Below are 20292 nucleotides of genomic sequence, written 5' to 3' on the forward strand. Positions count from 1 at the left end.
TCGCACTCGCACCACGCACCTCAAACCCGCCTCGCCCCCGCCACCCTGCCCTGCCCTCCCCCGGGCCTTGCCCAGGGCTCTGTTCCTGCCCGTTCCCGCTCGGCGAGGCGGTCGTGTTCTGTTCTCATCGGCTCTGATCGAAGGTGAACGTACGTGGAGCACTTCCCGTGCGCAGGTGGCGTCCCCATAGCCGTCGTCGGCATGGGGTGCCGCTTTCCTCGCGCCAACAGCATCGGGGAATTCTGGGATCTCCTGATGGCCAACTCCCAGGCCGTGTCCCGGATCCCCGAGGACCGATTCGACATCGACGACCATTACGCCGGGCGGCTCCCCGCCCCCGGCAAGACCGTCTCCCGGGACGGCGGTTTCCTCGATGACGCCTTCTCCTTCGACGCGGCGTTCTTCGGGATCTCGCCGGTCGAGGCCCGGAGCATGGACCCCCAGCAGCGGATCCTGCTGCACGTCGTATGGGAGGCACTGGAGTCGGCGGGGATCGCGCCGTCCGGTCTGGCCGGTTCCCGTACCGGCGTGTTCGTGGGCCAGGCGACCGCCGAGTACGGCGAATCCGGCCGCCCCGAGGAGGGCCCCGGCGTCCGCGACACGGTGGGCGGGCGCCTGCGCGCGGTCACCGCGGGCCGTGTCTCCTACGCGCTCGACCTGCGCGGACCGAGCCTGGTGCTGGACACCGCGTGCTCCTCCTCCCTGGTGGCGGTGCACACCGCCCGGCAGAGCCTGCTGACCGGCGAGAGCGCTCTGGCGATCGCGGCGGGCGTCAACATCATCGTGTCCCCGCAGGACTCCATCGCCTACTCGCAGGGCGGCATGCTCTCGCCGGACGGGCGGTGCCGGTTCGGTGACGCCTCGGCCGACGGGTTCGTACGCAGTGAGGGCGTCGGCGCGGTCGTCCTCAAACCGCTGCCGGACGCGCTGCGCGACGGCGATCCGGTGCTCGCCCTGCTGCTCGGCAGCGCGGTCACCAACGACGGTCAGGGCAGCGGGCTGTTGCTGAAGCCCGCGGTGTCCGGCCAGGCCCAGATGCTGCGCGACGCGTGCCGCAGCGCGGGCATCGAACCGGCCCAGTTGGACTACGTCGAGGCGCACGGCACCGGCACGCCGACCGGCGACACCGTGGAGCTGCGGGCGCTGGCCGAGGCGACCGGCGGCGAACGGCCGTTGCGCTGCGGCTCCGTGAAGACCAACATCGGGCACGCCGAGGCCGCCGCCGGTATCGCGGGACTGATCAAGACGGTGCTGATCGCCCGCCACGGCGTCATCCCCGCCTCCCTGCACCTGTCCGACCCGCACCCGCTGCTCACCGGTGAACGGCCGCCCGTCTCCGTCGTCACCGGGAACACCCCGCTGGCCAAGGCCGGTCCACAGGGGCTGCTGGGCGTCAGCTCCTTCGGCCTGTCCGGCACCAACGCCCATGTCGTCGTAGGGGAGTTCATCGACGAACGGGAAGCGGCCGAGCCGCCGGTGCCGGTGCCGGTGCCGGTGTCGATGTCGATGTCGATGTCGATGTCCGAAGGTCCCCGCCTCCTGGTCCTCTCCGCCCGTTCGGCCGCGGCCCTGCGCCGTCTGGCGGCGTCGTACGCGGACCACCTCGGACCGGACGGCGCGGGCCGCGGTCAGTCGCTCGGCGACATCTGCGCGACCGCGGCGACGCGTCGCGACGCGGGTCCGCACCGGCTGTGGGCCATCGGCGCCTCGCACGACGAACTCGCCTCCGTTTTGAGGGCGTTGGCGGCTGGCGAGCGGACGCCCGACGGCGGGTTCGGCGAGGCGGGGTTCACCGGTCCGCGCCGCCGCGTGTTCGTCTTCTCCGGGCAGGGCTCGCAGTGGCTCGGCATGGGCCGCGGTCTGCTCGCCACGAACGACGCCTTCCGTACGACGCTGCTTGCCTGCGACCGGGCCGTGCGCGAGGAACTCGGCTGGTCCGTGGCGGAGTTGCTGGCCCGGGACGCCGATCGCTTCCCCGGCGGGGTGGAGATCGTCCAGCCCACCCTGTGGGCGGTGCAGGTGGCCCTGGCGGCGGCCTGGCGGGACCTCGGTGTGGAACCGGAGGTGTGCGTCGGGCACAGCATGGGCGAGGTGGCGGCGGCCTGTGTCAGCGGCGCGCTGTCGCTGCGGGACGCGGCGACGGTGATCTGCCGCCGCAGCCGGCTGATGCGCCGGGTGGCGGGCGGCGGCGCGATGCTCGTCGTGGAGTTGTCCGCCGACCGCGCCCGTGCGGCCGTCGCCCGGATCCCGTCGGTGTGCGTGGCCGCCGAGAACTCCCCCACCTGCACCGTGCTCGCGGGCGATCCGGAAGCCCTCGCGGACCTCTCGGCCCGGCTGGAGGCGGACGGGGTGCTGTGCCGCCCGGTGGACGTCGATGTGGCCTCGCACTCACCGCAGATGCGCCCGCTGCACTCCGAACTGGCCGCCGCTCTCGCCGAGTTGTCGCCCCGGTCCGCCGACACCGCGCTGTTCTCCACCGTCCGCCGCGCCCCGGTGACGGGGCCCGAACTGGATGCCGGGTACTGGGCGGACAACCTCTGCGAACCCGTGCGGTTCCAGTCGGCCGTACGACAACTCGCCGCCGCGCCGGACGGGTTGGAGAGCGTCTTCCTGGAGATCAGCCCCCACCCGGTGCTCACCACCTCGGTCGCCGACACCCTCGCGGACGACGGGGCGCCCGGCACCGCCGTACCCTCGCTGCGCCGCGACACCGACGAGGCGGCCGAACTCCTGCGCGCGGCGGGCCGGTTCTTCGCGGCGGGCGGCCCGATCGACTGGTCGCGGTGGTACGGCCACCCGGTGCGACCGGTACCGCTCCCCCCTTACCCGTGGGAGCGCACCGAGTTCCGCCGGGCCCCGGCCACCGCGCGCCCGGCACCGAGCACCCTGGTCGGCCGGGTGGAGCTGGGCCCGTGGGGCATCGCCGCGTGGGCGGAACAGCTGAGCGTGGCCGGGACGACGGTCCTGCCGCCCGCCGTGCAGATCGCCGCCGTACTCGACGCGGCCGCGCGCCACGCCCCCGGGACGATGTTCGAGGTACGGGACGTACGGCTCGCCCCCGCCCCGGTCCCGCTCCCCGATCCCGAGGCGGCCGCACTCGCCGTCGCCCTGGAACGGTCCGGTGACGGCTGGCGGGCGGTCGTGGAGCTGGAACAGCCGGACGGCGCCGAAGGGATCTTCTGCTCCTCGGCGCGGCTGTGCCCGGTGGACGGCAGCGAGGGCCGCCGGGCGCCGGGCGAGCTGGACCGCGCCCTGGCCCGTTGCCACGGGTACCTGTCCGCCGCCGGGTTCCGCCGACTCGCGGACGGATATGGGCTGGAGCTCAGCGAGGCGTCCGGCGCCGTGGAGCAGCTGTGGCGTCGGCGCGGTGCGGCGGTGGCGCGGATCCGGCCGGCCAAACCGGCGCCGGGCCTGTGGGAGACGGCGCTGCTGCCGCTGCTGGCGGCCTGGCCCGAGGCGCGCAGGACCGGTGAGCAGGACCGCGGCTTCGTGCCGACCGGCTTCGAGAGCGTCCAGCTCTACGGCGAGCTGCCGGACGACTTCTGGAGCCTGGCCGCCGTCACCCCCGGGCCCGGCGCGGGCGAGGCGCGCGGTGAGGTGCTGGTGCTCGACGGGGACGGGCGGGTGCTGGCGGAGTTCCGCGGGATCACCCTGCGCCGCACTGGACACCCACGCCGCCCTGGGCATCCACGGCGTTCGGGACACCTGGAGCATTCGGAGCGCCCGGAGCACCCGGCCCGTCCGGACCGACCGGACCGTCCGGCGGCGTCCTCGCTGGTCCACGCGCTGCCGGTCCGGCTGCCCCTGCTCGGGCTGTCCCTGCTCGACGCCGCCCTGCCGGGTCCCGCGCGACCGCTGCTGTCCCGGTTCGCCGCCCTGATCCGGCCGCCGATGACCGGGTGGGGGCCCCGGCCCGACGAGCACCCGGTAGCGGGATCCGCGCCGGTCCGGGCGGAGCGTCGTACCGCACCCCCGGCGAGCACCGGCACGGCACCGAGGGCCGCCGCGGACACAGAGCCCGCGCCCACCGGCCCCGCCGACCTGGTGATCGCCGCCGCCTCCGAGGTGCTCGGCGTCGCCAGGGCGGATCTGGACCCGCGCCGGTCGCTGCGGGATCTCGGGCTCGACTCGCTCATGGCCGTGCAGTTGCGCAAGCAGTTGAAGACCGGATGCGGGGTGGACATCACCGCGGGTCGGCTGCTGGGCGGGGAGAGTCTGGAGCGGATCGTCCGGGATCTGAGGGTGGCGGCCGAGCCGGTGTGATCCGGGCCTGCGGGTCGATTCCGTTCCGCAGGGCAGGGGTTACGGGGCCGTCGCGCCGAACTGGCGTGTCGGCCCCGCGACTTGTCCGCGACGCCGAAGCCGCCCCCGCGCCTACGAGCCGCTCTCGCCCTCTCTCCAACTACCGCTGCCTGAAGACCACTTCAGCCCGTCAGGCCGTCCGTGTCACCCAGTCGGGCAGTGCCTCCGCCCGTCGCGCCCACTCGGCGGGCGGCGCCCCGGCCTTGCCCGCGGCGAGGACGCCGCCCACGATCGCGCAGGTGGTGTCGACGTCGCCGCCCACCCGGGCCGTCGTCCAGAACGCCGTCTCGAAGTCACCGAGGCCGCGCGCGGCGGACCACAGGGCGAAGGGCACGGTGTCATGGGCGGTCCTGCGGCGGCCGCAGCCCAGCACTGCGGCGACGGTGCCGGCGTCGCCGTAGTCGAGCATGTCGCGGGCGCGGCGCAGGCCCTGGCCGACCGCGCTCTTCGGGACGAGCGCGATCACGCCGTCGAGGAGTGCCTCGGCGGTGGGCGGGCCGTCCGGCGAACCGGCCAGGGCCGCGGCCGCCGCCACCGCCATGGCGCCGACCACCGCCTCCCGGTGCTGATGCGTGGGGTAGGCCGAGATCTCGGCCTGATGGGTGGCCTGCTCCGGGTCGTCCGCGTACCAGGCGCCCAGGGGTGCGGTCCGCATCGCCGCGCCGCTGCCCCAGGAGCCCCGCCCGTGGAAGAGGGCGGCGGCGGGCCCCCGCCAGTCCTCGCCCTGCCGGACGAGACTCAGCAGCCGGCTCGCGGTGGGGCCGTAGCCCCGGTCCGGGTCGTGGTGGTCGGCGAAGGAGCGGGCGAGGGCGTCCTGGTCGATGCGCTGGTGCGCGGCGAGCACGGCGAGCACGGAAGCGGCCATCTCGGTGTCGTCCGTCCACGGCCAGGGGCCGGGCGGCAGCTCGCGCCGCTTGAGCAGGGGGTGATGGGCCGGGACGAAGAACTGGGCGCCCAGGGCGTCCCCGACGGCCAGTCCGCGCAGGCTCGCCAGGGCGCGCTCATGGCGTCCGTGGGTGGAGAAGTGTGCGGTCATCGCTCCCCCATTCTATCCGGTGGCCCAGTCCGGCACCGGTTCACGCCAGCGTTCGAAGGGCCGGTCGAGTGTGTAGCGGCCGTCCTCGCCCAGTACGAGCATCCGCATCTCGGCGTTGTCCGGATTGGACAGGGATTCGAATTCGGCGACCGTCCAGTGGAACCAGCGCATGCAGAACAGCCGCATCGCGAGGCCATGGGTCACCAGGAGCACATTGGGCGGGTGGTCGGGTGCCTCGAAGCTGCGGAAGAGGCTCTCCAGGAAGCCGCCGACCCGGTCGTAGACGTCGGCGCCGGACTCGCCCTGCGGGAAGCGGAAGAAGAAGTGGCCGTAGGCGTCGCGGTAGGCCTTCTGCAGGCGTACGTCATCGCGGTCCTGCCAGTTGCCCCAGTCCTGCTCGCGCAGCCGGGGCTCCTCGCGGACGCGTATGAGGCCGGGGTCGAGCCCGAAGGCGCTGAGGGTCTCGTGGGTGCGGCGGTACGGGGAGACGTACACGCTCACGCGTTCGGGGCCGAACAGCTCCCGGAGCCGTTCGCCGGTCTCCTCGGCCTGCCGCCGGCCGAGGTCGGTCAGCGCCAGGGCGTGGTCCGGTTCGCGCTCGTACACGGAGTCGTCGGTGTTGCCCGTCGACTCGCCGTGCCGGACAAGGACGATGCGCCGTGGTCGTGCCATGCCGAAACCCTAGAGCGAGGGGCGGTGAACCGGGGAATCGTACGGGGTCCATACAGCGCACGTCACAGACCCGGTTTCCGGACCGACCGGCCGGTATCTCGCCGCTAGACCGTCCAGGACGGCTCCAGGTCGACGATGTCGCCGGAGAGGGCCGCGATGTCCGCCTCGGTCTGGGCACGCAGGGCGAGGCGTTCGATCCGTTCGGTGCGGTACTTGCCGTGTTCGGCGGCGGCCCGCCACATCGACAGGATCAGGAACTCCTGGTCGGGGGCCTCGCCGAACATTCCGCGGATCATGCCGGGCGATCCCGCCATGGCCGGGTTCCAGACCTTCTCCTGCATGAGGGTGAAGTGCTCCACCCGCTCCTCGTGGACCCGGCACAGGGCGAGTCTGAGCAGGTCGGAGTCGGTGAAGCGGGGTTCGAAACCGGTCTTCACGTCGAAGCGGTACTCGAACAGTCTGACCTGGGCGTCCTTGAAGGTGCCGGCCTGGGCGGCGGCGAGGCGGTCGTGGGAGCGGGCCATGAAGGAGTCGTAGAAGGCGCGGCTCTCCCAGAAGGCGACGATGTGCGCCACGTCGGGCCGCCGCCGGCTCCAGCCTCCGCCCTGTCCCCGGAAACCCGGCTCTCCCGGGAGCCCCGCCCATTTCCGCTGCCCCCGCTCGAACCCCCGGCGGTCCACCACGGTGCAGCGAATCCACTTGACCAGCACCGCGCCATCGTAAGGCCACCGGGCGTGGCGTCGGTCACGCTCCGGTGGAGTTCGTCCGCGCGCGCGGGGCCGGGTACATGGCACGATGGGCAAGGATCCTCGGCTGAACGGTAGTTGGGGACGCGGTGCCCACAGGGAAGGGGAGGCCCGGTGACCGGTTTCAGCAAGGGAATGCACAAGGTCGAGGTCGCGCTCAAGTGGGACCCCAGTCCCACGGGTACGGCGCCCACGGATCTCGACATCATCGCGGCGACCTTCGACGCGCGGGACCCGTACGGCGCGCCGGCGTATCTGGTGCACTTCGACAGCCGTTCGCCCGACGGCACCATCTTCCTCAACCGGGACAGCACGGACGGGCGGGGCTTCGGCTGGGACGAGGTCATGACCCTGGAGGTCGAGCGGCTCAGCGAGCGGTACGGCCGCGTGGTGGTGGGCGTCGTCATCCAGCAGCAGCCCGTCCGCCGTACGTTCTCCGGGGTCCTCAACCCCGCCATGCGCGTCCGCGAGGGCTACACCGTCCTGTCCGAGGACGACTTCACCGCCGTCCATGACGCTACGGCCGCCACCATCGCCGAGTTCGTTCGCAACGAGTCGGGCGAATGGATCTTCCATCCCGGCGTCCACGGCTTCCAGGAGGACCCGGAGAGCTTCACCCGGGTGATGGGGCGCGCGCAGTAGCGGGCGTAGGCCGGTCGTCGGTGCCCCTCGCTTCGGACGACGCGCGCTCGGCCGCCCACGGCACCGTCGCCGCGTCCCTCGCCCTGCGAAGTGACCGCCGTCTGGGCGAACTTGTCGATGCCGCCGTGCCGCTCGGAACCGGTATCGGTGGCAAGTGCGCGTTGCTGGAGGTCGAGGGCAAGCCGGTCTTCGTGAAGCGGGTGCCGCTCACGGAGTTGGAGCGACGGCCGGAGCATGTACGGTCCACCGCCAATGTGTTCGGGCTTCCCGGCTTCTGCCAGTACGGCATCGGCGGGCCCGGTTTCGGGGCGTGGCGGGAGCTCGCCGTTCAGATCATGACGACGAACTGGGTGCTCGGAGGGCGGTTTCGGGGGTTTCCGCTGATGTACCACTGGCGCGTGCTGCCGGACACCGCGCCCGTACCGGCCCCGGAACTCGCGGACGTGGAACGGGCCGTGGCCTATTGGGGAGGCGGGCCGGAGGCACGACGCCGTATCGAGGGCCTTCGGCAGTCGTCCGCGAGCCTGGTGCTGTTCCTGGAGCACATCCCCCGGACGCTCCACGAGTGGTTCACCGAGCGGGTGCGGGCCGGTGCGGAGGCCGCCGACCGGGCCTGCGCCCTGGTGGAGCGCGAACTGGCGGCCGGCACGTCCGTCCCGGTGCAGTCCGAGGAAGCCGGTCTCGGACCGTGAGAGATCGAAGCGGGAGGAGAGGGCGAGGCCGAAGTCGGCGAAGTAGAGGCGTCGGCCGTCGGTCAGGATGTTCTGGAAGTGGGCGTCGAAGTGCACGAGCCCGTGAGCGTTCATGAACCCTGCGCCCGGCCGGATCACGTGGGGACTGAGCGGACGAGGGTCAGGGGTGCGGCAGGCTGGACCTTGAAGCCACTGCGTCCAAGGCGATGTCGCCCGACTGGTTGCGCCGGGACGTCCGCCCTGGACATTCAAGGGTGACCGCCCCAGGCGCAGGCCTGGGGCGTGCGGCACTCGGCACACGAGATGCCGTCGGACACGACGACAGTGGGCGCCGGCCTTATGGTCGGCGCCCACTGTCGTCAGGGCTCAGTGGAGCGCGTCGGACCGGGTGGTCGACGCGGTCCGGTCAGGGTCAGCTGCAGCCGCTCGTCGAGCCGCAGCCCTCGCAGATGTAGCAGGAGCCGGCGCGCTGCATCTTGGTGCCGCAGGAGAAGCAGAGCGGGGCGTCGGCCTGGATGCCCAGCTGCATCTCGACCAGTTCGGCGCTGGTGTGAGCCTGCTTCGGGGCCGGCTCGGTGGCCTTGGGCTCGGCCTTCGGGGCGGCGGTGACGGCCGCCGGCTCCTGGGCGCGGGGCGCCGACTGGGCCAGGCCCTCGACGTCGACCTCGTCGTCGGCCGGCTCGTAGGAACCGGTCTCCAGGTGCCGCTGACGCTCCTCGGCGGAGTGGATGCCGAGCGCGGAGCGGGTCTCGAAGGGCAGGAAGTCCAGCGCCAGGCGGCGGAAGATGTAGTCCACGATGGACTGCGCCATCCGCACGTCCGGGTCGTCCGTCATACCGGCCGGCTCGAAGCGCATGTTGGTGAACTTCGAGACGTACGTCTCCAGCGGCACGCCGTACTGGAGGCCGACGGAGACCGCGATGGAGAAGGCGTCCATCATGCCCGCGAGGGTCGAGCCCTGCTTGGACATCTTCAGGAAGACCTCGCCGAGACCGTCGTCCGGGTAGGAGTTGGCGGTCATGTAACCCTCGGCGCCGCCGACGGTGAACGACGTGGTGATGCCGGGACGACCCTTCGGAAGGCGCTTGCGGACCGGGCGGTACTCGACGACCTTCTCGACCGCGGTACGGATCGTGTCCTCGGCCTTCTCGGTGATCTCGGCCTTCTCCTCCTCCTTCTTCTTGGCGGAGAGCGGCTGGCCGACCTTGCAGTTGTCCCGGTAGATCGCGAGCGCCTTGACGCCGAGCTTCCAGGCCTCGAAGTAGATCTCCTCGACCTCCTCGACGGTCGCCGTCTCCGGCATGTTGACCGTCTTGGAGATCGCGCCGGAGATCCACGGCTGGATCGCGGCCATCATGCGGACGTGGCCCATCGGGGAGATGGCCCGCTCGCCCATGGCGCAGTCGAAGACCTCGTAGTGCTCCTGCTTGAGACCGGGGGCGTCGATCACATTGCCGTGGTCGGCGATGTGGGCGACGATCGCCTCGATCTGCTCCTCCTGGTAGCCCAGGCGGCGCAGGGCCTGCGGCACGGTGCCGTTGACGATCTGCATCGAGCCGCCGCCGACGAGCTTCTTGAACTTCACGAGCGCGAGGTCGGGCTCGACGCCGGTGGTGTCGCAGGACATCGCCAGACCGATGGTGCCGGTCGGGGCGAGCACGGACGCCTGGGAGTTGCGGAAGCCGTTCTTGTCGCCGAGGCGGACCACGTCCTGCCAGGCCTCGGTGGCGGCGGCCCACACCGGGGTGTCCAGGTCGTCCATGCGGACGGCCTTGCCGTTGGCGTCGGAGTGCTGCCGCATGACGCGCTTGTGGGCGTCCGCGTTGCGGGCGTAGCCGTCGTACGGGCCGACGACCGCGGCCAGTTCGGCGGAGCGGCGGTAGGCGGTGCCGGTCATCAGGGAGGTGATGGCGGCGGCCAGGGCGCGGCCGCCCTCGGAGTCGTACGCGTGGCCGGTGGCCATCAGCAGGGCGCCGAGGTTGGCGTAGCCGATGCCGAGCTGGCGGAAGGCGCGGGTGTTCTCGCCGATCTTCTGGGTCGGGAAGTCCGCGAAGCAGATCGAGATGTCCATCGCGGTGATGACCAGCTCGACGACCTTCTGGAAGCGCTCGGCCTCGAAGGACTGGTGGCCCTCGCCGTCGTCCTTCAGGAACTTCATCAGGTTCAGCGAGGCGAGGTTGCAGGACGTGTTGTCCAGGTGCATGTACTCGCTGCACGGGTTCGACGCGGTGATCCGGCCGGACTCGGGGCAGGTGTGCCAGTTGTTGATCGTGTCGTCGTACTGGATGCCCGGGTCGGCGCAGGCCCACGCGGCCTCGGCGATCTTGCGGAAGAGCGACTTGGCGTCGACCTCCTCGATGACCTCGCCGGTCATCCGGGCGCGCAGCCCGAAGTCGCCGCCCGCCTCGACGGCCGTCATGAACTCGTCGTTCACACGGACCGAGTTGTTGGCGTTCTGGTACTGGACGGAGGCGATGTCGTCGCCGCCCAGGTCCATGTCGAAGCCCGCGTCGCGCAGGACGCGGATCTTCTCCTCCTCCTTGACCTTGGTCTCGATGAAGTCCTCGATGTCGGGGTGGTCGACGTCGAGCACGACCATCTTGGCGGCGCGGCGGGTGGCGCCACCGGACTTGATGGTGCCGGCGGAGGCGTCGGCGCCGCGCATGAAGGAGACCGGACCCGAGGCGTTGCCGCCGGAGGAGAGCAGTTCCTTGGAGGAGCGGATGCGGGACAGGTTCAGGCCGGCGCCGGAACCGCCCTTGAAGATCATGCCCTCTTCCTTGTACCAGTCGAGGATCGACTCCATGGAGTCGTCGACGGCCAGGATGAAGCAGGCGGAGACCTGCTGGGGCTGCGGGGTGCCGACGTTGAACCACACCGGGCTGTTGAAGCTGAAGATCTGGTGCAGGAGCGCGTAGGCGAGTTCGTGCTCGAAGATCTCCGCGTCGGCGGGCGAGGCGAAGTACTTGTGGTCCTCACCGGCCTTCCGGTACGTCTTCACGATGCGGTCGATCAGCTGCTTGAGGCCGGTCTCGCGCTGCGGGGTGCCGACGGCGCCCCGGAAGTACTTGCTGGTGACGATGTTGACCGCGTTCACCGACCAGAAGTCGGGGAACTCGACGCCACGCTGCTCGAAGTTGACCGAGCCGTCGCGCCAGTTGGTCATGACGACGTCACGGCTCACCCACTCGACCTCGTCGTACGGGTGTACGCCGGGGGTGGTGTGGATGCGCTCGATGTGCAGTCCCTTGTTTCCCGCCTTGCCGCCCTTGGCGCGGGAACCTCGTGCCGGACCGCTCGCCGTCTCTGTCATGCCGCCTCCCTGTAGGGCAAAAACGCCCAGAAGTGCCCCGTTTGTTCCCGTGGCACGGTGTTCTGTCTTGTGCTGCGGGCACCCTCACCAGCCGCCCGCAACAGGTCTTCGGTAGCCGCCTCGCGGCCGGGGTCCGGGCCCTCTCCCGGTCTCCCGCGCGCCGGTCAGTCGGCGGCTTGCGCGGGCTGGGGGACCTGGGAGGTCCCGCCGGTCCCGCGTTCGTCTTCCTGGCTCCCCGCGGCCGCGGCCGTCTCGTCCGCCGGGCCCGTCCCGTCAGCGGTGGGGCCGTGTGTCGCCTGCCGCAGTTCCGCGACGGCGGCCTCGAAGTCGTCGAGCGAGTCGAACGCCCGGTAGACCGAGGCGAACCGCAGATAGGCGACGAGGTCGAGCTCCTGCAACGGGCCGAGTATGGCCAGGCCCACGTCATGGGTGGTCAGCTCGGCGCTGCCGGTGGCCCGCACCGCCTCCTCGACCCGCTGGCCGAGCTGGGCGAGCGCGTCCTCGGTGACCGGCCGCCCCTGGCACGCCTTGCGCACGCCGTTGATGACCTTGGTACGACTGAAGGGCTCGGTGACTCCGGACCGCTTCACCACCATGAGCGAGCACGTCTCCACGGTCGTGAAACGACGGGAGCAGTCGGGGCACTGGCGGCGCCTGCGGATCGACGTGCCGTCGTCGGTCGTACGACTGTCGACCACACGGCTGTCGGGGTGCCTGCAGAAGGGGCAGTGCATGATCTCCAACCCTCCTCACAGCAGACTCGATGGCCTCGCCGAGCCCCAGGGGCCTCGCGAAGCAGCCCTAAGCATAGGCGATCGCAGAACCGTCTCCGACCCGGGTCACCACAACTTGTGGGCTGCTGTAGCCATCCAACCACTAGATGTGGGGATCGGCTTATTCATCGAGGCCGGGGCGCGTGTCGCGCGGGAACGGCGGTCCGGGGCGCCCCGCGGGGTCCGAGCGGGCCGGCCGGAAAGGACACGCGGGCGCGGAACCGTACCCCTGTGGCGCATACGGAGATACCGTGGGCGCCGCACGGAGGATGCGTAGGACTCCGGCGCAGAACGGACCCCGCGTCCCGGTGGGACGGGTTCCGGATGGCAGACTGGGGAAGCGCCCACGAGGTCGGCGACCCCGGCGGGAAAGAGTACAACGCACGACAAAGAGCACTTTTGCCCGCCCCGTGCCGCGTCAGCCCATACACCCAAACACGCGATCGCAACAGATGAATCGCACTTTTTCACTCGAACGTGTGTTTGGCGCAACCTTTCGAAAGCAACTACCGTTGTCCAGCAGGGAGACCATCGAGAGGGGCCGACGTGACCACCACCGCAGACAGTGCCACCATCACCGCCCAGGACCGCTCCCAGGGCCGGGTCGAGCCGGTACATGCGATGAACGAAGCCACGAATCCCGAGGGGCCCCGGCGCTCCCTGCCGGGCCGACCTCCAGGCATCCGGGCGGACAGCTCCGGACTCACCGACCGGCAGCGCCGGGTGATCGAGGTCATCAGGGACTCCGTGCAGCGGCGCGGATACCCGCCGTCCATGCGGGAGATCGGCCAGGCCGTCGGCCTCTCCAGCACGTCCTCCGTGGCACACCAGCTGATGGCGCTGGAGCGCAAGGGCTTCCTGCGCCGCGACCCGCACCGCCCGCGCGCCTATGAGGTGCGCGGCTCCGACCAGGCCGTGTCGGTGCAGCCCACGGACACCAGCGGCAAGCCCGCCGCGTCGTACGTCCCGCTGGTCGGCCGGATCGCCGCCGGTGGGCCGATCCTCGCGGAGGAATCCGTGGAGGACGTCTTCCCGCTCCCCCGCCAGCTGGTCGGCGACGGAGAGCTGTTCGTCCTCAAGGTCGTCGGCGACTCCATGATCGAGGCCGCGATCTGCGACGGCGACTGGGTCACCGTGCGCCGCCAGCCGGTCGCGGAGAACGGCGACATCGTGGCCGCCATGCTCGACGGCGAGGCCACGGTGAAGCGCTTCAAGCGCGAGGACGGCCATGTCTGGCTCCTCCCGCACAACGCGGCGTACGAGCCGATCCCCGGCGACGACGCCACCATCCTGGGCAAGGTGGTCGCCGTACTGCGGCGCGTGTGACGCCCGCGGCGAGCGGCCCCCCGCTCGCCCCCTGACCGGGCCCCGGAACCTCTGCGCCGGTTCCGGGGCCCTGCCTGTGCCTGGTGCCTGGCGTACGAGGGGCCTGGTGCCTGGTGCCTAAGAGGGGCCCTCGGCTTCCTCCGTCTGCTTCGCCGCTTCCTCCGCCTGCTTCGCCGCCGCGTCGATCGCCGAGAGCGACCTGCGGGCCTGGTTGCGGTCCGTGGTGTACCAGAACTCCGGCAGGGACGCCTTGAGGTACGAGCCGTACCGCGCCGTGGCCAGGCGCTGGTCGAGTACGGCGACCACGCCCCGGTCCCCCGACGCGCGCACCAGACGGCCCGCGCCCTGGGCCATCAGCAGGGCGGCGTGGGTGGCGGCCACCGCCATGAATCCATTGCCGCCCGCGTCCTCCACCGCCTTCTGGCGGGCGCTCATCAGCGGGTCGTCGGGGCGCGGGAACGGGATCTTGTCCATGACGACCAGCTGGCAGCTGGGTCCGGGCACATCCACGCCCTGCCACAGCGACAGCGTGCCGAACAGGCAGGTCTTCGGGTCGGCCGCGAAGTTCTTGATCAGCTCGCCGAGCGTCTCCTCGCCCTGGAGCAGGATCGGGTACTCGGGGATCCGCGCGCGCAGGTCCTCGGCGGCGAGCTGCGCGGCCCGCATGGAGGAGAACAGCCCGAGGGTACGGCCGCCGGCGGCCTGGATCAGCTCCGTCAGCTCGTCGAGCATGTCACCGCGATCGCCGTCCCGCGCGGGGCGGGACAGATGCTTGGCGACGTACAGGATGCCCTGCTTGCGGTAGTCGAAGGGGGAGCCGACGTCGAGGCCCTTCCACTGCGGGAGGTCCTCGCCCTCGACGCCCTCGGGGCCGAGCCCCAGGGAGGCGCCGACGCCGTTGAAGTCGCCGCCCAGCTTGAGGGTGGCGGAGGTGAGGACGACGGCGCGGTCGGCGAACAGCTTCTCCCGCAGCAGCCCCGAGACGGACATGGGGGCGATGCGCAGGGAGGCGCCGAAGCGGTCGTGCCGTTCGTACCAGACGACGTCCCACTCCGAGCCGTTCAGGACGCGTTCCGCCACGTCGTGGACCGTCTCGACCGAGGCCAGGGCCTGCTTGCGGACGGCGTCCTCGTCCTGGACGGACTTGTCGCGGGTGGTGCCGAGCGCGGAGATGACCGTCCGGGAGGCGTCCCGCAGTGTCATCAGGGCGTAGCCGAGGTCCTCCGGGATCTCCTCCAGACGGCCCGGCAGGGCCAGCTCCATCAGCCGCTCGAAGCCCTCCGCGGCGGTCTGGAGCTGGTCGGCCGCCTTCTCATTGACGAGTTTCGCGGCGCGGCGCACGGCCCGGTTGACCTGGCCGGGGGTCAGCTCGCCGGTGGCGACGCCGGTGACCCGGGAGACGAGTTCATGCGCCTCGTCCACGATCAGCACCTCGTGCTGGGGCAGCACCGGGGCGCCTTCGATGGCGTCGATGGCCAGCAGCGCGTGGTTGGTGACGACGACCTCGGCGAGCTTGGCGCGCTCGCGGGCCGCCTCCGCGAAGCACTCCGCGCCGTACGCGCACTTGGTGGCGCCCAGGCACTCCCGCGAGGACACCGAGATCTGCGCCCAGGCGCGGTCCGAGACGCCCGGGGTGAGATCGTCCCGGTCGCCGGTCTCGGTCTCGTCGGACCAGTCGCGCAGCCGCAGCAGGTCCTGGCCCAGCTTGCTGGTGGGCGCGGCGGCCTCGAACTGGTCGAAGAGGCCGTCCTCCTCGTCCTGCGGCATGCCTTCGTGCAGCCGGTGCAGGCACAGGTAGTTGGAGCGGCCCTTGAGCATCGCGAACTCGGGGCGGCGGCGCAGCAGCGGGTGCAGGGCGTCGACCGTGCGCGGCAGATCGCGCTCGACCAGCTGGCGCTGGAGGGCGAGGGTGGCCGTCGCGACGACCACTCTCTCCCCGTGCGCGAGCGCGGGCACGAGATAGCCGAGCGACTTTCCGGTGCCGGTGCCGGCCTGGACCAGTAGATGGGATCCGTCGTCGATCGCTTCGGCGACCGATTCGGCCATGGTCACCTGGCCGGGGCGCTCCGTGCCGCCGACCGCGGCGACGGCGGCATGCAGGAGTTCGGGGAGGGAGGGCTTTGTCATAGCCCGACCACCCTACGGCCCGGGACCGACAATCGGAGGCCGTTCACACCCATGGTGAGACCCCGCTCACTCGACGCTACAGCACATCGCGCAGCACCCGGTCCCGGATCATGAGCGCGGCCCGTTTGCCGGGCAGGTCGACCTCGGCCGCGTACCGGAATCCGGCGCCGAGGAACGCGGCGAGCGAGGGGGTGTTGCGGTGATCGGGTTCGGCCACGACGCGGGCGCAGGCGGGGCGCCGGTCCAGGACGAGGTCGGCCACGGCCCGCAGCAGCGCGGAGCCCAGTCCACGGCCCCGGTCCCCGGCGGCGCCGAGGAGCAGGTGGATGCCGGTGTCATGGGGCAGGACCGGGCAGTGGAGGGCCAGCGGGTCCAGGTCGGCGCGGTAGATCTCCCAGTAGCTCATCGGGGTGCCGTCCAGGACGCCGAGGCAGGGCACGCTCCGGCCGTCGCCGTCGAGTTGGGCGCGCAGATGGTCCGCGGTGCGGTGGCGGGGTCCGGCCAGTTCCCAGAACTCGGCGACGGCGGGGTCGTTCATCCAGGCGTGCACGAGGGGGAGGTCGCGGTCGAGGCGGACGGGGAGCAACTGGAAGGTGCCGACGGGGGTTCGCACCGGCTCCCAGGAGGCGTGGAGGCCGTCGAGGAGGTCGTCGGTGAGGTCGAGAGTCCTGGCGGTGGATTCGATGGTCCCGTCGGTGAATTCGACGGTCATGTCGGTGAATTCGACAGTCCCGTCGTTGAAGAGGTCCAGGAACTCGGTGGGGGCGGTGCGCACATCGGTGGGCGGCACGGCGGGTTCCTCTCTGCTCTGCCCAAGGGCCTTACGGGTGCAGGGGGTTGGCGATGGCGACGTACACGGACTGGGTGTCGACCGGGCCGACGAGTTCGTCGAGGCCGTGCAGCCGGGTCAGCAGGTTGGCCTTGCAGCGCAGGACGGGTGAGTCGAGCAGCCGGGCGGGCAGGGGGGTGCGCAGGGCGGTGGGGCCGGTGGCGAGGTGGGTGAGGAAGCGGCGGAACGCGGCGAGCAGCAGGCGCTCGTCGGCGAGGTGCTGGGAGCCGAGGGCGCCGATCAGGCCGAGGACGTTGTTGACGGCGAGGTAGTAGGCGAAGCGTTCGTCGGTGACCTCGTCGGGGACGAAGGTGTCGCTGTGCTCGCCGATGCCGGGCAGCCGGGCGTCGAGTTCGGCGCGGCGGGACGCGCGGAAGTAGTAGCCCTGGTTGTCCCGGTAGCGGCCGCCCCTGGGCCAGCCGTCGGGGTCGAGCAGGACGAGGGTGTTCTGCTGGTGCGCTTCGAGGGCGATGCCCGCCTCGGCGTCCAGCCAGAGAACGGGGCGGACGACCTGCTCCAGATAGCGCAGGAACCACTCCGTGGCGACGGCGGCGACGGGACGGCCGGTACGGGCGGCGAGCCGGGCGACGAGCAGGGCGAGCCGGGAGCGCATGGGTGGGAAGGGGGCGTCGGGAGCTCCGGGGGCACCGGAAGCACAAGGGGTGCCGGGGTCGAAGGGGGCGCCGGGGTCGAGGGCGGTGGCCTCGGTGAGCGGCCGAGGAGAGATCAGTCCCGCGAGGCAGCCGACGTCGTCGGCCGGGGTGAAGGGGTTGTGCCGGATCATCACGTCGAGGCCGGGCACCGGCCGCCCCTCGGGGTCGTCCACCGCGAGCCAGGCCGGGTCGCGCACGATGTCGAAGCCGGGGTGGGCGGCCCCCCACTGCTTGAACAGGCCCGCGCGCAGCAGCCGGTGCACCTCGACGCCGCGCCGCAGCTCCTTGCGCAGGTTCTCACGGCGGGAGTTGGTGATGCGCAGGCCCAGCGACAGCTTGAGCATCGCGGGGGCGCCGGAGCGGTAGACGGTGCGCACGGAGGAGGTGGGGTGCCAGGCGGGGCCGACCGGGCCGAGGTCCCTGAGGAGTCCCGCGTCGAGCAGCGCGGCGACGGGGGCGCGGTGCCGTACCTCGCGGGCCTGCCAGGGGTGCAGCGGGAGGGCGGTGTATCCGTCGGGCAGGGGCAGGGCGGTGCCCGCCAGGTGCCGGGTGAGGTGGTCGGCGGGGACGGGGCGGCCGCGCTCGGTCCAGGCCGAGTCGGTGGCGAGCAGCGCGGGGGCCACGGCCAGCCAGTGCAGTGCGAAGGAGCCGCGCGTCTCGGGCGAGTAGAGGCCGGCCTCGGCCTCCGTCAGGCCCTCGCGGCTCTTGGGGGTCGGGTGCAGGGGGTGGCCGAGGAGGAGGGCCTGTTCGGCGCCGAGGAAGAGGTCGGGGCCGTCGGCGGGGCGGGCGCGCCGGTCGCGGATGAAGACGGCGGTACGACGGAGGGAGTCGGCGACCCGGGCCACCAGGTCGCCGTCGTCACCGCCCGCGCTCTCCCTGGTGAGCAGCGCCGCGAGGGTGACGGCGTCGACGGGCGGGGCGGTCTCGGGCGCGTCGGCGAACCGGGGCGGTCCGAAGCGGTGCCAGCCGGCCGGGGACCAGTACCGGACCGGGGCGAGCAGACAGGTGCCGGTGGCGGGCAGCACGATGCGCAGGGTGCCGGTCGTCGGGGCGCGCAGGCCGGTCTCCCGCACCCAGCAGCGCAGCAGGTTCTCCGCGGCGGCGGCCTGCGCGGCGGCCGAGGCGTCGGGATCGTCCAGCGGCTCCGCGCCGGGCTCGGTCCACCGGCTCGGGTCCACGATCCGCCGGCGCTGCTGCGGAACCGCCTCGACGTACGGCGCGCCGGTCCCGGGCGCCCCGCGCTCGTCGGGACCGCCGAAGGGGCCGTCGGGTGTGGGGGTGGCGTTCAAGACGGCTCCTCGGGAGGGGTGCGGGGCCGGGGCGGCGGGACCGGTTCGGCGATGTCGGGGAGGGCGGCTGCTCTGAGGGGCGGGGCGGGTACGGCGGTGTGGCGTGGGCCGGGGCCCGTGCGGTGGCCGGAGGCGTCGCACGGGCAGCAGGTGGCGGCCCGGGGTCGTCGGCGGTCTCGGGGCGGTCGGGCGGGCGGCTGGGGCGGCCGGGGCGCGGCAGCCCGGCCGGTCAGTCCGTGCTCGTGCCCGGGTCCAGGTCGTGTCCGCGTCCCCCGTGGGGGCCGTGCCTCTCGTCGGACCGGGCCACCGCCGCCACCGCGTCCGTCAGCCGGTCCAGTACGGCCGCCGTCTGCTCGTCGCTGATCGTCAGCGGCGGCAGCAGCCTGACCACCGAGGAGTGCCGCCCGCCGAGCTCCACGATGAGCCCCCGGCGCAGGCACTCGCGCTGGACGGCGGCGGCGAGTCCGGGGGCGGCGGGACGAGGTGCGCGGACGGGCACGGTGCCGAAGTCGTAGGCGCCGGGCCGCATTTCAAGGGGCGCGGCGCCGGGGTCGTACGCCCCGCGCTCCCCACCGGAAGGCACGGCACCGAGGCCGTAGGCCACCCGATCCCCGCCGGAAGGCACGGCGCCCGGGTCGGGGGCCACCCGTTCCCCACCGGAAGACACGGCACCACCGCCCCGGCCGAAGGCGGCGCCGGGCCCTTCGCCGGTCCCCGGCGCCCCTGTCGTCCCCGTCCCCTCCGGTTCCACCAGCTCCACCCCGATCATCAGACCCCGCCCCCGGATCTCCCCCACGCACGCCAACCCGCCGATGTCCGACCGCAGTTGCTCCATCATCCGGATTCCGAGCCGTCCCGCCCGCTCCGCAAGGCCGTTCTCCCGGACGTACGCCAGCGTGGCCGTGCCCGCCGCCATCGCGAGCTGGTTGCCGCGGAACGTGCCCGCGTGGGCGCCCGGCTGCCAGACGTCGAGGTCGTCGCGGTAGACGATGACGGCCAGCGGGAGGCTGCCGCCGATGACCTTGGAGAGGACCATGACATCGGGGGTGATGCCGCTGTGGTCGACGGCCCAGAAGGCGCCGGTGCGGCCGACGCCGGTCTGCACCTCGTCGGCGATCAGCGGGATCGCGCGGTCCGCGGTGAGGCGGCGCATCCGGCGCAGCCAGTCGTCCGGGGCCGGGAGCACCCCGCCCTCGCCCTGCACCGGTTCCAGGATCATCCCGGCGGGCAGCGGCACCCCGGACTTGGGGTCGTCCAGGAGCGACTCGGTCCAGCGGGCGGCGAGTTCGGCGCCGTACGGGCCGCCGACGCCGAAGGGGCAGCGGTAGTCCTGTGGGTAGGGCAGCCGGGCGGCCTGGACCTCGGGCGCGCCCCCGGAGACGGCCAGCGCACCGGCCGTCATGCCGTGGTACGCGCCGGTGAAGGCGAGGACACCGCTGCGGCCGGTCGCGGTCCGGACCAGTTTGAGCGCGGCCTCGACGGCGTCCGTCCCGGCCGGTCCACAGAACTGCACCCGCGCCCGCCCGGCGAGACCCGGCGGAAGGGTGCGGAACAGCTCGGTGATGAACGCGTCCTTGACCGGGGTCGCGAGGTCGAGGACCGACAACGGGGCGCCGGAGTCCAGGACTTGGCGCACGGCCGCCAGGACCACCGGATGGTTGTGGCCGAGCGCGAGCGTGCCCGCGCCGGAGAGGCAGTCCAGATAGCGGCGGCCGTCCGCGCCCTCGATGGTCAGCCCGCGCGCCCGCACGGGCACGATGGGCAGGGCCCGTGCGTAGGTGCGCGCCGAGGACTCGCGCGCCGACTGGCGCCGCAGGATCCCCTCGTGCACGGCACCCGCCGGCCCGTGCGCTTCTTCCGCCAACGACTCGGTCACGGCCACGGCTGGCTGT

At 72.5% G+C, this 20292-nt stretch carries 12 protein-coding genes and 2 pseudogenes; 4 read left to right on the plus strand and 10 right to left on the minus strand.

What is annotated here, in order from left to right; genetic code table 11:
- Positions 1 to 153: 153 nt before the first annotated feature.
- Positions 154 to 4263 carry an acyltransferase domain-containing protein gene (locus AB0N90_RS31715; RefSeq protein ID WP_365202429.1) on the plus strand — a complete coding sequence of 1370 codons (4110 nt, stop codon included), beginning with the start codon at positions 154 to 156 and terminating at the stop codon, positions 4261 to 4263.
- A 169-nt stretch (positions 4264 to 4432) separates the two neighbouring features.
- On the opposite strand, the gene AB0N90_RS31720 is transcribed toward AB0N90_RS31715, so the two are convergent.
- The 3 genes from AB0N90_RS31720 to AB0N90_RS31730 all read right to left on the minus strand — a co-directional run bounded on the left by AB0N90_RS31720 (position 4433) and on the right by AB0N90_RS31730 (position 6720).
- Complete coding sequence (locus AB0N90_RS31720) at positions 4433 to 5338, minus strand: ADP-ribosylglycohydrolase family protein (protein WP_365202430.1); 906 nt, start codon at positions 5336 to 5338, stop codon at positions 4433 to 4435.
- 12 nt (positions 5339 to 5350) lie between these two features.
- Positions 5351 to 6010: a histidine phosphatase family protein gene (locus AB0N90_RS31725; protein WP_365202432.1), complete on the minus strand. Its 660-nt coding sequence runs from the start codon at positions 6008 to 6010 to the stop codon at positions 5351 to 5353.
- Between the two features lie 104 nt (positions 6011 to 6114).
- A complete protein-coding gene (locus tag AB0N90_RS31730) occupies positions 6115 to 6720 on the minus strand; it encodes a YdbC family protein (RefSeq protein WP_365202434.1) in 606 nt (201 codons plus the stop codon).
- A gap of 150 nt (positions 6721 to 6870) precedes the next feature.
- Between AB0N90_RS31730 and AB0N90_RS31735 the strand changes: the two genes are divergently transcribed.
- Positions 6871 to 7398 (plus strand): TerD family protein, encoded by a 528-nt coding sequence (locus AB0N90_RS31735; protein ID WP_361677693.1) that lies wholly within the window; start codon positions 6871 to 6873, stop codon positions 7396 to 7398.
- Positions 7399 to 7418: 20 nt separating this feature from the next.
- Positions 7419 to 8051: pseudogene (locus AB0N90_RS31740) on the plus strand (protein kinase family protein); the annotation flags it as partial.
- 15 nt (positions 8052 to 8066) lie between these two features.
- Here AB0N90_RS31740 and AB0N90_RS31745 read toward each other — a convergent pair.
- From AB0N90_RS31745 to nrdR, 3 genes and pseudogenes are all read right to left on the minus strand, one after another.
- A pseudogene (locus AB0N90_RS31745) lies at positions 8067 to 8216 on the minus strand (protein kinase family protein); the annotation flags it as partial.
- A 286-nt stretch (positions 8217 to 8502) separates the two neighbouring features.
- Positions 8503 to 11403, minus strand: a complete 2901-nt coding sequence (locus AB0N90_RS31750; RefSeq protein WP_361677688.1) for a vitamin B12-dependent ribonucleotide reductase — start codon at positions 11401 to 11403, stop codon at positions 8503 to 8505.
- 164 nt (positions 11404 to 11567) lie between these two features.
- Positions 11568 to 12137: a transcriptional regulator NrdR gene (gene nrdR, locus AB0N90_RS31755; RefSeq protein WP_361677685.1), complete on the minus strand. Its 570-nt coding sequence runs from the start codon at positions 12135 to 12137 to the stop codon at positions 11568 to 11570.
- A gap of 585 nt (positions 12138 to 12722) precedes the next feature.
- Between nrdR and lexA the strand changes: the two genes are divergently transcribed.
- Positions 12723 to 13502: a transcriptional repressor LexA gene (gene lexA / locus AB0N90_RS31760; RefSeq protein WP_037663236.1), complete on the plus strand. Its 780-nt coding sequence runs from the start codon at positions 12723 to 12725 to the stop codon at positions 13500 to 13502.
- A gap of 117 nt (positions 13503 to 13619) precedes the next feature.
- Here lexA and AB0N90_RS31765 read toward each other — a convergent pair whose 3' ends face one another.
- The 4 genes from AB0N90_RS31765 to AB0N90_RS31780 form a co-directional block, all read right to left on the minus strand.
- Positions 13620 to 15629, minus strand: coding sequence for an ATP-dependent DNA helicase (locus tag AB0N90_RS31765; RefSeq protein WP_365202436.1), 2010 nt, complete (start codon positions 15627 to 15629; stop codon positions 13620 to 13622).
- 76 nt (positions 15630 to 15705) lie between these two features.
- Positions 15706 to 16341, minus strand: coding sequence for a GNAT family N-acetyltransferase (locus AB0N90_RS31770; protein WP_361678164.1), 636 nt, complete (start codon positions 16339 to 16341; stop codon positions 15706 to 15708).
- Between the two features lie 109 nt (positions 16342 to 16450).
- On the minus strand, positions 16451 to 18400 hold the full coding sequence (locus tag AB0N90_RS31775; RefSeq protein ID WP_365202438.1) for an IucA/IucC family protein: 1950 nt from the start codon (positions 18398 to 18400) through the stop codon (positions 16451 to 16453).
- A 229-nt stretch (positions 18401 to 18629) separates the two neighbouring features.
- Entirely contained in the window at positions 18630 to 20282 is a 1653-nt protein-coding gene (locus AB0N90_RS31780; protein ID WP_365202439.1) for a diaminobutyrate--2-oxoglutarate transaminase family protein, read from the minus strand.
- Positions 20283 to 20292 lie beyond the last annotated feature (10 nt).

Source organism: Streptomyces sp. NPDC093018 (assembly GCF_040684035.1).
Classification (GTDB): Bacteria; Actinomycetota; Actinomycetes; order Streptomycetales; family Streptomycetaceae; genus Streptomyces; species Streptomyces murinus.

Coding starts and splice junctions, on each gene's coding strand:
- AB0N90_RS31720 (WP_365202430.1), bottom strand. CDS start 5,338: ATGACCGCACACTTCTCCACCCACGGACGCCATGAGCGCGCCCTGGCG.
- AB0N90_RS31725 (WP_365202432.1), bottom strand. CDS start 6,010: ATGGCACGACCACGGCGCATCGTCCTTGTCCGGCACGGCGAGTCGACG.
- AB0N90_RS31750 (WP_361677688.1), bottom strand. CDS start 11,403: ATGACAGAGACGGCGAGCGGTCCGGCACGAGGTTCCCGCGCCAAGGGC.
- nrdR (WP_361677685.1), bottom strand. CDS start 12,137: ATGCACTGCCCCTTCTGCAGGCACCCCGACAGCCGTGTGGTCGACAGT.
- AB0N90_RS31765 (WP_365202436.1), bottom strand. CDS start 15,629: ATGACAAAGCCCTCCCTCCCCGAACTCCTGCATGCCGCCGTCGCCGCG.
- AB0N90_RS31770 (WP_361678164.1), bottom strand. CDS start 16,341: ATGACCGTCGAATTCACCGACGGGACCATCGAATCCACCGCCAGGACT.